The organism is Micromonospora inaquosa, from assembly GCF_003857055.1.
GTDB lineage: Bacteria > Actinomycetota > Actinomycetes > Mycobacteriales > Micromonosporaceae > Micromonospora > Micromonospora inaquosa.
Window position 1 is genome coordinate 38,271 of the sequence record NZ_QGSZ01000241.1, and the last position, 15,511, is coordinate 53,781.

8 protein-coding genes are annotated in these 15,511 nt (G+C 68.3%); 2 read left to right on the top strand and 6 right to left on the bottom strand.

Annotated elements, in window-relative coordinates; translation table 11 throughout:
• Positions 1-8: 8 nt before the first annotated feature.
• From DLJ59_RS21240 to DLJ59_RS21250, 3 genes are all read right to left on the bottom strand, one after another.
• Complete coding sequence (locus DLJ59_RS21240; protein ID WP_244236153.1) at positions 9-2,312, bottom strand: ATP-binding protein; 2,304 nt, start codon at positions 2,310-2,312, stop codon at positions 9-11.
• 646 nt (positions 2,313-2,958) lie between these two features.
• Positions 2,959-3,411, bottom strand: coding sequence for a MerR family transcriptional regulator (locus tag DLJ59_RS21245; RefSeq protein ID WP_124774382.1), 453 nt, complete (start codon positions 3,409-3,411; stop codon positions 2,959-2,961).
• A complete protein-coding gene (locus DLJ59_RS21250; RefSeq protein WP_124774383.1) occupies positions 3,411-4,910 on the bottom strand; it encodes a SulP family inorganic anion transporter in 1,500 nt (499 codons plus the stop codon). Before DLJ59_RS21250 ends, DLJ59_RS21245 begins: the two co-directional genes overlap by 1 nt.
• Positions 4,911-5,391: 481 nt before the next feature.
• On the opposite strand from DLJ59_RS21250, the gene DLJ59_RS21255 reads away from it, so the two are divergent.
• Positions 5,392-8,376, top strand: coding sequence for a glycoside hydrolase family 3 protein (locus DLJ59_RS21255; protein WP_124774384.1), 2,985 nt, complete (start codon positions 5,392-5,394; stop codon positions 8,374-8,376).
• Positions 8,377-8,429: 53 nt separating this feature from the next.
• On the opposite strand, the gene DLJ59_RS21260 is transcribed toward DLJ59_RS21255, so the two are convergent.
• Genes DLJ59_RS21260 through DLJ59_RS21270 form a run of 3 tightly spaced genes read right to left on the bottom strand, consistent with a single transcriptional unit; the run spans position 8,430 to position 11,904 of the window.
• Positions 8,430-10,487, bottom strand: a complete 2,058-nt coding sequence (locus DLJ59_RS21260; protein ID WP_124774391.1) for a CotH kinase family protein — start codon at positions 10,485-10,487, stop codon at positions 8,430-8,432.
• Positions 10,484-11,305 carry a polyphosphate polymerase domain-containing protein gene (locus DLJ59_RS21265; protein ID WP_124774385.1) on the bottom strand — a complete coding sequence of 274 codons (822 nt, stop codon included), beginning with the start codon at positions 11,303-11,305 and terminating at the stop codon, positions 10,484-10,486. Before DLJ59_RS21265 ends, DLJ59_RS21260 begins: the two co-directional genes overlap by 4 nt.
• Positions 11,302-11,904: a DUF4956 domain-containing protein gene (locus DLJ59_RS21270; RefSeq protein WP_124774386.1), complete on the bottom strand. Its 603-nt coding sequence runs from the start codon at positions 11,902-11,904 to the stop codon at positions 11,302-11,304. The genes DLJ59_RS21265 and DLJ59_RS21270 overlap by 4 nt, the downstream gene beginning before the upstream one ends.
• 704 nt (positions 11,905-12,608) lie before the next feature.
• On the opposite strand from DLJ59_RS21270, the gene DLJ59_RS21275 reads away from it, so the two are divergent.
• Positions 12,609-15,281, top strand: a complete 2,673-nt coding sequence (locus tag DLJ59_RS21275) for an RICIN domain-containing protein (RefSeq protein ID WP_244236150.1) — start codon at positions 12,609-12,611, stop codon at positions 15,279-15,281.
• Positions 15,282-15,511: the final 230 nt, after the last annotated feature.

Genomic DNA, 15,511 nt, shown 5'->3' on the forward strand with positions numbered 1-15,511 from the left:
GACGGACATCACCCCACGCGCGGTGACGTCGTTCCCTGACGGCACTCGGCTCCCTGCGGCAGGGTGTACGGGAGGAGTTCGGTGAGTTTGTCGGTGTCGCCGAGCCGGGTGAGGATGGCCCCCGCCTCCTCGAAGGCCCGTCGCGCGGCCAGCGGCTCAATCTGCGCGTACGCCTTGCCCAGATTCGTGAGTGCGGTGGCCTGCATCGAATGCCAACCCCGGGTGCGCCAGATGGCGACCGACTCCTCAAGGTGACCGATCGCCCGTTCGGGGAACCCGTCGGCCAACTCGATCTCGCCCAACACCTCCAACGCTTCGGCCAGGTGGTGGCTCATGCGGTACTCCCGGCTGAGCGCCACCGACGTCTCCGCCGTGGTGCGTGCCGAAGGATCACCGCGTTGGAGGGCCAGCCGAGCCAGCGCGAGCAGCGTCAGGACTTCGGTGTAGGTGTCGCCGTAATGACGCGAGATGGTCAGCGACTCGCGGAGCATGCGTTGACTGTGTTCGAGGTTGTCGAGTTGGCGATGGGTGATGCCGGAGAACTGCAGGACGGTGGCGACCCAGCGCGGATTGTCCAGGGCTCGCGCCTCGTCCAGCGCGTCGGCCAGGCCAGCGGCGGCGTCGTCGAACCGCCCCTGCTCGTAGTGGGCGACGGACAGCGCCAACCGGGACCGGATCCGGCCACCCCGGTGCCCCGACCGGTTGGCCAACTGGAGGGCCCGGGTGGCGTAGGTGATCGCGGTGTGGTGGTCGCCGGCGGCGGTGAGCGCCCAGGAGCACATCACCGCGGCGTCGCTCATGCCCTGCTCGTGCCGCAGCAGGGTGAACATGTCCAACAACCGGAATGCCTCGTCGTGCAGCCGGGACATCGCGTCGCCGTCGCCGCCGTCGTTGATCCACGTGGTTACGTCGATCAGGCCGCGCAACATGACCGCCTCGCCGAGCAGGTTGCCTGCCGTGCGGCACGCCGACATGACCTCGGTGTTGGTGTCGACCCAGTCGCTGTACATGCCGCGCACGTCGAAGTACTTCTCCATGCACCCGGCCAGGTCGAACGCCACATCGTCGCGGCCGAGCAGACAGGCCTGCCGGATCAGGGACCGCAGCGCCGACCGCTCGGCGTCGAACCACAATCCCGGGTCGACACCCGGCGTGTACCGCTCGACCCAGCCCGTGACCGGGCGCGGCGCGGGTCCGCTGATCGCCGCATAGCACGGCCCGGGGATGTGTCGAGCCATCCGCTCGGTGAGGGCCAGCCAGCCACCGAACCCACGGGTGAGCGCGCTGGCAAGCGACTCACTGGTCTCCTCGGCCTCGGCGCGTTCCCGAGCGAATATTCGTACGAGGTCGTGAAAGCGGTAGCGTTGCTGCCCGGCCACATCGGTGTCGGTTGCGGTGAGCAACTGTGCATCCACCAACGCCTCGGCGCGCTCGATCCCGGTGTCCAATGTTGAGTCGAGAATGGCCGCGGCGAACCAGGCCGGGAAGTCTGGCAGGTCGAAGAGGCCGAGCAGCCGGAACAACCGCCGTACCGTCGGATCGAGCGCCTGGTAGCTCAGCGCGAGCGACGCGCGAACCGCCAGGTCGCCGGCTGTCAGCTGGTCCAGGCGGCGTCGCTCGTCGCCGAGCATCGTCGCCAGGTGTCCGAGGTGCCAGGTGGGTCGGGCGGCGAGGCGTGCACCGGCGACGCGTACCGCCAGTGGTAGGCCACCGCACAACGAGACGATCCGCGCAGCCCCCGTGTGCTGCGCGGTCACCCGATCGTCAGTGGTGATCCTGGCCAGGAGCCGGATCGCCGCGTTCGGTGGGAACACGTCGAGGTCGACGCGGCGAGCACCCTCGATGCCGGTGAGTCGTGCCCGGCTGGTCAGGATGACGGCACAGCTCGCCGTGCCCGGCAGCAACGGTCGGACCTGTTCCTCGGTGGCGGCGTTGTCCAGGACCAGGAGGACACAGCGGTCGGCGAGGCGAGTTCGGTACAGCTCGGCACGTTCGGTCTCGTCGGCCGGAATCACCTGGTTCTGTACGCCCAGCGCGCGCAGAAAGCGGGCCAGGACGTCGCCGGACTGCAGCGGCGACGCGTCGGCACCGCGCAGGTTCACGTAGAGCTGACCGTCGGGGTAGGTGCCGGCCAGCCGGTGCGCGACGTGCACCGCGAGGGCGGTCTTGCCGATGCCACCCATGCCGCTGATCATCGCGATGGCCGGCGCGTGGTGGTGCCGGTCGGTCTTCGTCGCACCCGAGAGGAGCTGGTGCAGCGATGCCACCTGATCCTCGCGACCGGTGAAGTCGGCGATATCGGCGGGCAGCATGGCGGGCACGGACCCACCGTCAGGTGCGGGCCGCGGCGCGTCGTGCGTGACAGGTGCCGCGGCGGCCGGCCGGGTGGATGCGGCGGCGAGCGTGTTGCGCGCCGCGACCCACGTGGCGACGGACGCCTTGTCGAGCCCGCAAGCCCGGACGAACGTCGCGACGACGTCGCTCCTGGGCAGGCTTGAACGGGCAAGCATCGAGGCGGTCGTACTCGCTGGCAGTGTCTCGCCAAGGGCCTCCGCCCGGCGGGCCAGCTGGCGATATGACAGATCCGACCACGCCCGCAACCGGCGGAGGGCGGCAATGTAGTCGCCCGGGTTGCCGAGCCCATTCGGGCTCGGCAACCCATCAGCAAGCTCGGTCATACGTTTCCCCCGTACCGACGTCGCTCTATGAATGATCACCATAGTCGTCGATTGGTCGGGCGGCCAGTGGCGGGCGGGGGTGTCCCGGCATTCGAATTCGCTCCACCTGGGGCGCGAATCATGAAGTCGAACACAACAATGTGCGCCAGGCGAACATCGGTGCCTCTGCCAGCGGTACAAGAACTGTTACGCAACCAACCGGATTTTGGGATGCGGCGCTCCGCCGGCGCGTTCGACCTGCACCGCCGCAGCGGTTCACGGCCACCAATTCCAGCAGCGCTCAGACCGTTTGGTCCGTGTGATGGTCGAGTCTGCCGCGGAGCGTGCCGGCGAAGCCTTCGGCCAGGGCGAGTTGGTCGCGTAGGGCGGTGACGCGGGCGGTGGCGGCGCTGTGGAACATGGCGAGCCGGTCGAGCAGGACGGCGCGGTCAGCGCCGGTGGCGGTGTCGAGGGCGTCGAGGACGGCCAGGAGGTCGCGCATCTCGTCGAGGGTGAAGCCCAGGGGTTTCATGCGCTTGACCACGGCGAGGCGGTCGAGGTCGGGCTGGGTGTAGAGGCGGAAGCCACCCTCGCTGCGGGCGGAGGGCACGATCAGACCGGCCTCCTCGTAGTGGCGGATGGTGCGAATGCTCAGCCCGACCCGTTCGGCGGCTTCGCCGATCTGCATGAGGCGGCCGGTGGCCGGGTCGGAGCCGTGCTGCTCCGACCCGACGTCCCGGCTGGTGGTGACCATCAGTGGCCGACGCGGAGTTGGCCGGCGAGGGTGTTGTGGATGCGGGCGCTGGGCTTGTTCAGCTCGATGATCTCGACGGTCTTGCCACGGGTGGCGTACTTGGTGGTGATGGCGTCGAGGGCGGCGACGGATGAGGCGTCCCAGACGTGGGCGTGGGTCATGTCGATGACGACCATCTCGGGGTCGTTCGCGTAGTCGAACTGGCCCACCAGGTCGTTGCTGGAGGCGAAGAACAGCTCGCCGTGCACCGAGTAGATCCGGGTGGTGCCGTCCGGGTCCAGGACGCTGGTGACCTCGACCAGGTGGGCGACCCGCCGGGCGAAGATCACCATGGCGGTGAGGACGCCGACCACGACGCCGATGGCGAGGTTGTGGGTGGCCAGGGTGGTGGCGACGGTGGCGAGCATGACGATGGTCTCGCCGTACGGCATCCGCTTGAGCGTGGCTGGGGCGACGGAGTGCCAGTCGAACGTCGACACCGCCACGATGATCATCACGGCGACCAGTGCGGCCATCGGGATCACTGCGACCACGTCACCGAGCGCGACGACCAGGATCAGCAGGAACACGCCGGCCAGGAACGTCGACAACCGGGTACGGGCACCGGATGCCTTCACGTTGATCATCGTCTGGCCGATCATGGCGCAGCCACCCATGCCACCGAAGAAGCCGGTGACGATGTTGGCCACGCCCTGGCCCCAGGACTCGCGGGTCTTGCTGGAGGGGGTGTCGGTGATGTCATCCACCAGCTTGGCGGTCATCAGCGACTCCAGCAGCCCGACCAGCGCGATCCCCAGGGCGTAGGGGGCGACGAGGGTGAGGGTGTTCATGGTCCAGGGGATCTGCGGCAGGCCGAGGGTGGGCAGGCTGTCCGGCAGGGCACCCTCGTCGCCGACGGTCGGCACCGCCACGCTGGCAAAGACGGTGACCAGGGTCAGGACCACGATGGCGACCAGCGGCGCCGGGACGGCGCGAGTCAGCCGGGGGAGTCCCACGATGATCGCCAGGGCGACGGCGACCAGTGGGTAGACCAGCCACGGCACGCCGAGCAGGTGTGGGGCCTGGGCGGCGAAGATGAGGATGGCCAGGGCGTTGACGAAACCCACCATGACGCTGCGTGGGATGAACCGCATCAGCTTCGCCACGCCCAGCACGGCGAGCAGGATCTGGATCGCGCCGCCGAGGATCACCGCCGCGATCAAATAGTCCAGCCCGTGTTCCTTCGCCAACGGCGCGACGACGAGGGCGATGGCTCCGGTGGCGGCGGAGATCATCGCCGGACGGCCGCCGCAGATCGCGATGGTGACCGCCATGGTGAACGAGGCGAACAGCCCCACGCGGGGGTCGACGCCGGCGAGGATCGAGAAGGAGATCGCCTCCGGGATCAACGCCAGGGCGACGACCAGGCCGGCGAGGACCTCCGTGCGGAACACCTTCGGCGACAGCCAGGACGGGCGGGACAGACGCGGCCGGTTGACCGCGGACAGCACAGAAGACATACAGCCATTTCCACTCGGGCGTCCCGTGGACGCGCACAGCGGGCAGCTACCCACCGATGAGAGACAGTCGGTTGAACGGCCTCGGGGCGTCATTGCCCGGACGCCATGGCGACCGCAGGAGCCACCCGGCCTCGCCTCGACAGACAGCCGACGGCCGACGGCCGACAGCGAACCTACCCTTCCGTAACAGGAGAGTTCACCGAGGGTGGTGATCATCACGTGCCACTTCGGTGTTTTCACGTGCCCCGGCAGAGCTCCGGTGGCGGGGGTCCTGCGGCGGGTAGGGCCGGCCGGTATTGCCGACTCATAGGTAGGCATCTATAGTTTCGCGGATCACCACAATCATGGCCGTCGTGACGCGGCCGGGTCGTCGAAGCGCTTCGACGATTCGTCGTTCAGGCCCGTCAGCCGGGTGTCGAGCCTGGTCACACCGGCCTCGGCGCCCGCACGGGCGTCTGTCGTACGACATGAGGAGAACCGCATGCGGAACTGGCGCCTTCGGCGCGGAATCACCGCGCTCGCGCTTGCCCTGCTAGCCCTACCGGCCGTCCCCGGCACCGCGCTCGCCGAGCCCACCTACCCGTTCCGAGATCCCCACCTGCCCGTGAACGCCCGGGTCGACGACCTGCTCGGCCGCCTCACCCTGGACGAGAAGATCTCCTGGTTGCACCAGTACCAGCCGGCCATCCCCCGGCTGGGCATCGGCCTGTTCAAGACCGGCACCGAGGCGCTGCACGGGGTGGCCTGGTCCACCGACATCGACAACAACGGCGCGGTGGTCAAGGCCCGCGGCACCGTCTTCCCGCAGCCGGTGGGCATGGCGAGCACCTGGAACACCAACCTGATCCGGCAGGTCGGGTCGGCCGTCGGCGACGAGGCGCGCGGTTACCACGCGCAGAACCCCCGGGTCTGGGGGCTCAACCTCTGGGCGCCGGTGGTCAACCTGCTGCGCGACCCCCGGTGGGGCCGCAACGAGGAGGGCTACTCCGAGGACCCGCTGCTCACCGCCGCGATGTCCACCGCGTACGGCTCGGGAATGACCGGCGGTGACCCGAACCATCTGAAGAGCGCACCGACCCTCAAGCACTACCTGGCCTACAACAACGAGGTCCGGCGGGACGTGACCTCCTCGAACGTGCCGCCTCGGGTGCTCAACGAGTACGACCGGGCCGCCTTCAAGCCGGCCATCGCCGCCGATGCGGCGACCGGGATGATGGCCGCGTACAACCTGGTCAACGGACGTCCTGCCACTGTGGACCCGGACCTGGCCACGGTGGTCCGCGACTGGACCGACCAGCCGCTGATGAACGTCACGGACGCCTGGGCGCCGAACAACCTGGTGAACTCACAGAAGTACTACGCCACCCAGGCCGAGGCGAACGCGGCGATCATCAAGGCCGGACTCAGCAGCTTCATCACCGACGACACAAACGCCCAGCCGACCATCACCGCCATCAAGGAGGCCCTCGCCACCGGCCTGCTCACCGAGCGGGACATCGACGCCCGGATCCGCGAGATCCTGAACGTCCGGTTCCGGTTGGGTGAGTTCGACCCGGGCGGCGGCCGGTACGGCGGTATCACCCCGGACGTCATCAACAGCCCCGAACACCAGCGACTGGCCCGGCAGGCCGCCGGCGAGGCGATGGTGCTGCTGAAGAACGAGCGGCAGGCGCTACCGCTGGACCCGGCCCGGACCCGCAAGGTGGCGGTGCTCGGCCCGCTGGCCGACACCCTCTACTCCGACTGGTACGGCGGCGACCTGCCGTACCAGGTGACGGCGCTGGACGGCATCCGCGAACGGCTGGGCAACTCGGCCAGCGTGAGCGGGCTCGACGGGGCGGACCGGATCGCCCTGAAGGATGTGCAGACCGGCCGGTACGTCTCGGCCACCGGCACCACCGACGCCAACCCGGTCCTCGGGACCGGCGCGACCCCGGCGCTCGTCGCCCAGTTCGACGTGGTCGACTGGGGGCAGGACGTGGTGACGCTGCGCAACGCCGCCAACGGCCGCTACCTCGGCTACAACTGGGGGCCGTTCGTCACCCGCGACGAACAGCCGAACGGTTGGTACGTCCAGCAGCAGTTCAAGCTGGAGCCGCAGGCCGACGGAACAGTGGTGCTGCGCTACGTCGGCTACGAGACCAAGGAGAGCTGGTTCGGCGCCGACACGTACGTGACGATCGGTGACGACGGCGCCCTCAAGCTCGGCGCATCGACCCCGGCTGCCGCGGCCCATTTCAGTCGCGAGGTGATCAGCAGTGGAATCGACCGGGCCGTGGCGGCGGCCAAGGCTGCCGACACCGCTGTGCTGGTGGTTGGCAGCAACCCGTTCATCAACGGCCGGGAGGCGCACGACCGGACCTCCACGGCGCTGAGTGCCGGCCAGGAGGCGCTGGTCAAGGCCGTGGTGAGGGCCAACCCGCGGACGGTGCTGGTGCTCCAGACCAGCTACCCGGTCACCATCCGATGGGAGCAGGAGCACGTACCGGCCATTGTCTGGACCACCCACGCGGGCGCGGAGACCGGTCACGCCGTCGCCGACGTCCTCTTCGGCGACCGCAACCCGTCCGGCCGGCTCACCCAGACCTGGTACCGCTCGGACTCGCAACTGCCACCGGACCTGCTGGAGTACGACATCATCTCGTCCCGGCAGACCTACCTGTACAGCCGCGCGAAGCCGCTCTACCCGTTCGGTCACGGGCTGTCGTACACCAGATTCCGGTACGGCCAGTTGCGTGCCGGCGCCCAGTCGGTCGCTGCCGACGGCACCATCACGGCCAGTGTCGACGTGACAAACGTCGGCAGCCGGGCCGGGACCGAGGTCGTCCAGCTCTACACCCACCAGCGCACCTCCCGGGACACCACCCCGATCCGCCAGCTCAAGGCGTTCCAGCAGGTGCGACTCGCGCCCGGGCAGACCCGTACGGTGACCCTGCGCCTGCCCGCCGCGGACCTGGCGCACTGGGACGTCACCCGCAGCCGGTGGGTGGTCGAGTCGTCGGTGCACGACCTGATGGTCGGGGCGTCCGCCGAGGACATTCGGGCCCGCGCCGCGGTCCGGGTCCGCGGTGAGACGATCCCGGCCCGGGACCTGTCCCTACCCACCGGGGCGGAGAACTTCGACAGGTACGCGGGGGTCCGGCTCGTCGACGAGACGAAGCCCAGCGGTACGGCGGTCGGTGCCACCGCGGCCGGTCAGTGGATCTCCTTCGGCGGTTCCGCGCTGCGCGCCGGCCCGCACACCTTCAGCGCGAAGGTTGCCAAGGCCGGTGCGGATTCCGGCACCATCCAGATCCGGTTGGGGTCACCCACCGGCCGGCTGCTCGGCACGGCCACCGTGCCCAGCACCGGCGACGACTACCGGTACGTCAGCACCAGCACCGAGTTGACCCGTGCCGTCGGCACCCACGACGTGTATCTGGTGTTCGACTCACCGCTGCGGCTGGCGGAGTTCTCCATCAGCTGACCGGCGTTCGGGGCCGGTTCGATCGTCGAACCGGCCCCGAAACGGTTGGTTGGTCAGCTCGCCGTGCAGGTCAGCGTCGGTGTGCTGGGCGTGCCGGTGGACGAGGCGAGGAACCCGAAGGTGGTGCTCGCGCCGGCGGCGAGTGTGCCGTTGTAGGCGACGTTGCGGGCGGTGACCGCGGAGCCCTGGCTCGTGACTGTCGCGTTCCATGCCTGGGTGACAGCCTGGCCGCTGGCGAAGGTCCACGTCACGGTCCAGCTGCTGACCGCCGAGGTTCCCGCGGTGACCCGTACCTCGCCCTGGAAGCCGCCGGTCCACTGGCTGGTCACCGCGTACGTCGCGGTGCACCCGGCCGCCGGCGGCGGCGTCGTGGGCGGCGGCGTGGTGACGGACCCGCCCCAGCCGGCGGTGGAATCCAGCCAGGCGGCGCGCCGCAGCATCCAGTCCCGCATGACCTGGACCTGCCCCTGCCACGTGGGCGAGGTCGGTGTGCGGAAGAAGCTGACCGTCGGCGACGTCAGGATGGGCCAGCGTTGGAAGTTGCGCTGGGCCGCGTTGGTCAGCGGGGTCGCGAGAGCGTTGATCCGGGACTGGAGCGCGGCGTCGGAGAGCAGGCCCCGTCGCAGCGTCTGCCAGCGCGATCGGGCCTGGTTGACGAACGCGGGGTCGCGTAGCAACTGGGCGAACCAGTCGTTGGGCGACGGTTGCCGGGTCTGCTGGTGCTGCCAGCCGGACACCTGGTCGTTGCCGAAGAATCCACCAACGCCGAAGCTGAGGTCGAAGTCCCACAGGGGACCCGCGAAGATCTTGCTGTCCCGGTCCTTGTAGAAGTGCGAGCTGCGGACGTACGCGTCCATCTCCCGGCTCAGCTCGTTGACGATCATGAGGTCGATGAAGGAGTCGACGTCGATGTACTTGCGGTATCCGGTGGTCGGGTCGGCGAAGTTCGACGAGTGCAGCACGTCGTTGAACTCCTGGATGTGACCGCGCAGCCAGTCCCGTTGCTGCGGTTGCAGGGGCGACGGGTCGGCAACCTCAAGATAGTTCCAACAGGTGGCCGCCGGCCCGGTACACGGCAACGTGGGCTCCTCGGCCGCCATCCACTCGAACTTCCAGATGTACCCGCCCTGGATCTTCGGCAGGGTCACATCGTCCTCGTCCAACTGCTTGAGGTCGAGACGATCCTTGGAGTTCTTGATCGTCTCCATGAACATGTAGACGCCCATGTAGTCGCTGGCGCCCACCGGGCCGGCGTCCGTGTTGAGGTAGAACTCGGCGAACCGGTAGCGCGGAGCCGGCAGCCCCATCTCGCGTCCGAGGTCGTAGACGAACGCCTCGCGGATCAGCGCCTTGTCGGGGAACGGGCCGCGTAACACCCAGTCGGAGTCGGCGGGCATGCCCAGCACCGGGTGGTCGGCGTCGTCGTTCTCGTTGTCCCAGAACTCGACCCGGAACGGCGTCTTCTCGAACGTCGCCGACGAGTTGCCGCGCAGCCGGAATCCCGCTCGGGTGCTGAGCGTCGGGGTGGCCGCCAGCGACGTGGTGCCGCCGGTCGGTTCGAAGATCATGGTGGTGGCGTCGAAGTACTCACGATCTGGCCGGCCCGCACCGTACGAGTCGATCAGCACCACCGGCAGGTCGTGGGCGGTGCTGACGTTCTGCGCGGCATACATGGCGGTGCCGGGCGCACCCGTTGGTGTCTGGCCGACGAACGCCTGGGCTCGCAGCTGGGTGGTGCGGGTGAAGCGCAGCGCCGAGCCCGAGTAGAGCGACGACTGGACGGTGGGCGGCTGCCCATTGGTGGTGTAGCGGATCTGGGCGCCGCTGATCGTGCTGCCCAGCGTCACCGCCACCTCCCCCTGGAAGGTGCCGCTGGGCACGGAGAAGGTGATGTCGCCGACCAGGTCGTCTGCCGCGGCCGGTGCGGCATCGGCGGTCTGGGTGCCGGCGAGGAGCTCGGTGACGGGCTGGGCGGCCTGGGCGGCGGTGACGGGTTCGGCGTCGGCCGGTGGCGAAGACACCACGAGTAGGCCTGCGACGAACACGGCGGCGGCCGCGATCCCGGCGGCCCGAAACGCCGAAACCGGGAGACCGGTGTTGCGGGTGGTCATGCGCACGATGCCTCCTGTTCTGATCGGGTGGGAACGGTCAATTCCGGCAGCGCCGAGTGCGGGTTGGCGCGGAAATGGCGGCGTAGCGTCCGTCGCCACGGCACATCTGGAAGGTCCAGGCGCAGGGCCGCGAGACCGGTGGCGTACTTCGAGATGCGTACCGGCCTGGTTCCGCGCTGCCACAGAATGCGGTCGACCAGCGAGGGGGCCGAGCTGGTCTTGGTCTCGACTACCGCGATGTCGGGCAGCCGCAGTGCGCGGTCGCCGTCCTGCCAGCTGAGCCCGGTGTCGATGGTGACCCGGCTCGCGGTCGCCGGCAGCAGCAGAGTGGAGCGACGGTAGCTGGTGACCAGCGTCGGCTCGAACGGCCTGGCCGCCAGGTTGGACAGGATCGACTCCCGATCGAGCACCTCGTTCACGAACCCGCGCCCCGACCGGACGGTGCGGCGGTCCTCGGTGAGGTACGGCAGGCGATGCTTGGTGATCCGTCCGCGCGCTCCGCTGATCTTCACCTCCAGCCAGCACTGGGCCGAGTCGAGGTAGGTCCGGGTCCGCACCTTGAAGCGCCTGCGCCGTCGGTACGCGGCACAGTGGTAGCTGGCCAGGCAGGGCGTGTCGAAGTACACCGACTCGTACCGGAAGGTGCGCTCGCCATCGATGTCCAGCACCCGGGCGTACGGGGTGAGCTGGTCCAGCAGCTGGGGCAGCTCGTCCACCGCGATCACGTACTTGCGGTCCACCCTGCTCTGCAGCGCCGCGCGGTCGATCGCCTCGGCGAGTGTGACCGGCGCCAGCCTCGCCAGCGGTGGCGCGGTCATCGGAGCGCCCCGGCCCGTGCTGGCTTGCTGGTGCCGGCCGCCGTGCTGCGCCGCGCGACCGAGTATCGGACGTCGACCACGGTGGTCTCGTTGACCATGTCGAGCCGCTGGACGATGGCGTTGTGCACCCGGGCATTGAGCAGTTGCTCCAGCTGGGCGACGAGGGCTGTGTGATCGGTGACGGCGGAGTCGAGCACCAGGATCTGGTGTCGGTAGTGCCGGAGGAGGCGCCGGTGGTCACCGACGAACATCACCGCGACGATGAGGGCCATCAGGCCTGCGCTGAGCCAGACCGACGTGGTGCTGAGCGCGCCGAGAATGCCCAGTGCGAGAGCGGAGAAGTAGTAGGCGACCTCGTGCTGGTCGAGCTCCGTCGACCGGAGTCGGATGATGGAGAGCACCCCGAACAGTGCCAACCCCAGTCCGAGCCCGGCACCGACGTCGCTGGCGCTCAGCGCGCTCGCCACCGCGAGGACGCCGACGTTGACGCCCAGGTAGGCGACGACCAGGTCGCGTCGGCGGTGTCGCGGGAAGTAGAGCCCGAAGACGAGCAGCGCCACCGCAAAGATGTCGATCGCGAACAGGACGAGCTGCGACATCGCTGGGGTTCCTCCTGATGTGCCGCCGGAACGGACCGACGTCCGCCGGCGGTGCGTGGCGACCTGCGGACGTGACCGGGCCCGGAATACTTTTCGGGAAACTTTCGGTATTTCGGTGGTGACTGTAAGCAGAACATCAATGCAAGTCAATGTGTGATCGGATCCCGCGTTCGGCACCTGGGCCCGGTTGAGGGCCTTTCGGGGCGGCTGACGTGGGCAGGCTCGGGGCGCTGTTGCGGGGCTCGCGAGTGCCGAAACTTTCGGAGTCTTTCGGGGTGGCGGCAGGACCTGTGGGTCGCGGCTGCCGAACCTGACGCCGTCGGCATCCGCGCCGGCGACCCGACCGGCGGTCCCGGTTCGGCGCAGTGTGCCCCGCCAGCCTCGGGCTAGGTCACCCGGTCGCTGCGGATTCGTCGGACGACGCAAGCGTGGGTGCTCGATCGGTGCGGCTGATCTGCCCGATCCAGGGGCATTTCTGCATAGACGCCCCCCAATTGCCGGTTGCATTGGTCAGACGTGTGACCTACGCTCCCACTAAGAATTTCGGGGCGGTTAACAAAGAGTGCGGTCGAGGCGATGGAAGTCCCCACCGGCCCTTAGTGGCGTCCCTGTTCCGTACTCGTCGCTCGATACGCACGTTGGGCACCCCACGTCGACGACCAGTGAGAGGAACAGACGTGAAGTCAGCCATATCCACCGCGCGAATGTCAGTGTTGGCGGTGGCGGCGCTCGTCGCCGCCACCCTGCCGGCCGTGCTGACAAACCAGCTGCCGGCCTCGGCCGCGGTCCAGGCGACCTACTATGTGGCGCCGGACGGCAACGACGCCAACCCGGGCACCCTGCAGTCCCCGTTCCGGACCGTGCAACGTGCCCGCGACGTCGTTCGTACGATAAGCGCGAACATGACCGGCGACGTCAACGTCTATCTCCGTGGCGGCACCTATCCGGTGACCAGCACGATCGAATTCGGGGCGAGCGACTCCGGCACCAACGGGTTCCGGGTCAGCTACGCGGCCTACTCCAACGAGAAGCCAGTCCTTGACGGTGGCGTCCAGGTGACCGGGTGGACCCAGCACAGCGGCAACATCTGGAAGGCGCCGCTCGACCGCGCCAACAAGCTGCGGGCGCTCTACGTCAATGACAAGCGCGCGTACATGGCGTCGAAGACCATCGGCTCGGCCGGCTGCTACGGGACGTACAACATCACTGCCAACCAGGCCTCGTGGGCCTGGGAGTCGGGGTCGCAGTGCGACGGCGCCAAGTACAGCCTGAACGACTTCCCGGCCGTTGCGCGCAACCAGGACGACATCGAGATCGAGACGGGTACGACCTGGACCACCGCCATCGTGGGCGTCCGGCAGGTGACCACGAGCTCCGACGGCGCGAACCGGGTCGCGCTCTTCCAGCAACCAGGCGCTGCCATCGCGCAGGGCGCGTTCAACGGCAACGCCCAGGTCGGCGGCACCCACAAGCTCATGAACGCGTACGAGTTCCTGGACGCGCCCGGTGAGTTCTACTTCGACAAGGGCACCAAGACGGTCTACTACTACAAGGCCAGCGCCGAGAACATGTCGACCGCGACGGTCTACGCGCCGAACAACGTCACCACAGTGCTCCGGGTCGCCGGCACCTCGACGACCAGCCATGCCCGCAACATCACGTTCTCCGGCCTGACGGTGCGGCACTCGGACTGGAACCTGTTCAACGTCGCCGGATCGTCCTTCAAGCAGGCGCAGCAGGGCAACCTCGGAGCGCAGGTGTACGCGAAGGGCAACTTCCACGTCTACTACTACCGCAACGTGGATGTCACCCCCGGCATCATCCAGATCCAGAACGCCGACGGCCTCCTGCTGCAACGCAACCGGATCGAGCACACCGGCGCTGACGGAATCAACATGGTCAACGATGTGCAGGGCACCCAGTTGATCGGGAACGCCACCAACGACATCGCCGGGTCCGCCATCACCGTCGGCCATCCCCAGCACGTCTACATCGGCGACGGCACGTCGACCAACCGGGAGAAGTACTCCGCGTCGGTCGAGGGGCTACCGAAGAACATCGACATCAAGAACAACTACCTCTACGACAGCGCGGTTCTGTTCAACGGGCACAGCCCCATCTCGGCGTACTTCGCCGACACCCTCACCATTCAGCGCAACCGGATCGAGAAGGCCCCGTGGTCCGGCATCACGCTCGGCTGGGGCTGGTGGAACTTCGACGGATCGTCGGGCTCGATCGTGCCCAACCGGCCGACCACGACGGCGAGAAACAACACCATCAGCTACAACCACATCATCGACACGGTGCAGCGCCTCAGCGACACCGCCCCCATTTACACTCTCGGAAGCCAGCCCGGAACCACCATCACCAACAATTACCTGCAGGGTGTTCCGTCGGGCCACAAGTACGGTCTGCACCCGGATGAGGGCTCGGCGTTCATCACCTTCCGCGACAACGTCCTGAGTATCGACAAGAACGTCACCTGGATGATCAATTCGGATGACTTCGGGCGGAAGCACGATCTGAGCATCACGCAGATCTACGGCCCGATCAACAAGGTGTCGAACAAGAATCTGCCGAACAGCACCGTCAACGACATCATCGTCTCGTCTGATTATGTCTGGCCGGCGGTGGCCTATGGCATCGCCGCGAATTCCGGCCTTGAGGACGCGTACCGGGACATCATCCCGGCGAGCAATTTCTCCGCACCGAACTACGTGCTCCCGGCCAGCACCTTCGTCACCAGTGCCACCGCGTCGATCCCGATCCGGAGCATCGGCGACGCCACCAAGTCGGTCTGGCTGGCTCCGTACGGCACGACCACCTTCACCGCCGGGGCGACGATGACCAGGGCGGCCGGCACCGCCACGTCCATCGCCGTGCCGAGCACGCAGGGCGAGTACCGGCTCTATGTCGTTGACGCGCAGGGCAACCGGTCGGCCGAGTCGACCTCGATCGTCCGGCAGCAACAGGGCGGCGGCGGTACGGGGAGCGGCCAACTCGTGGGTGGCCAGTCCGGCCGCTGCGTGGACGTACCCAACTCCACCACCACCAACGGCACCCAGATGCAGCTCTGGGACTGCTCCAACGCCACGAACCAGCGGTGGAGCCAGACCGCCAGCAAGCAGCTGACCGTGTACGGCAACAAGTGCCTGGACGCTTCCGGGGCCGGCACGGCCAACGGGACCGCGGTCATCATCTGGGACTGCCACGGCGGGCTCAACCAGCAGTGGAACGTCAACACCAACGGCACCATCACGAACGCCCAGTCCGGGCTCTGCCTCGACGCCAACGGCGCTGCCACCGCCAACGGCACGAAGATCATCCTCTGGTCCTGCAACGGCGGCACGAACCAGCAGTGGACGCTGCGTAGCTGACCGACCAGACCCCGGGGGCCAGGCCGACACGGGCCTGGCCCCCGGCTGTTTCTGACGGCCGAAGTTGTCGCAGGTCCGGCGCCCGGCTCGGCGCCGCCGACGTCGCTAGTGCCGTGACCACGAACGTTGACGGTGTTGGTCAGGCTGCGCGGGTAGCGGGTTGGCCCCAGTGTCGTTGTCGTTCGCTGCGGATGCGGGCTCGTTCTCGGCGTTGGGCGGCCAGGACGTCG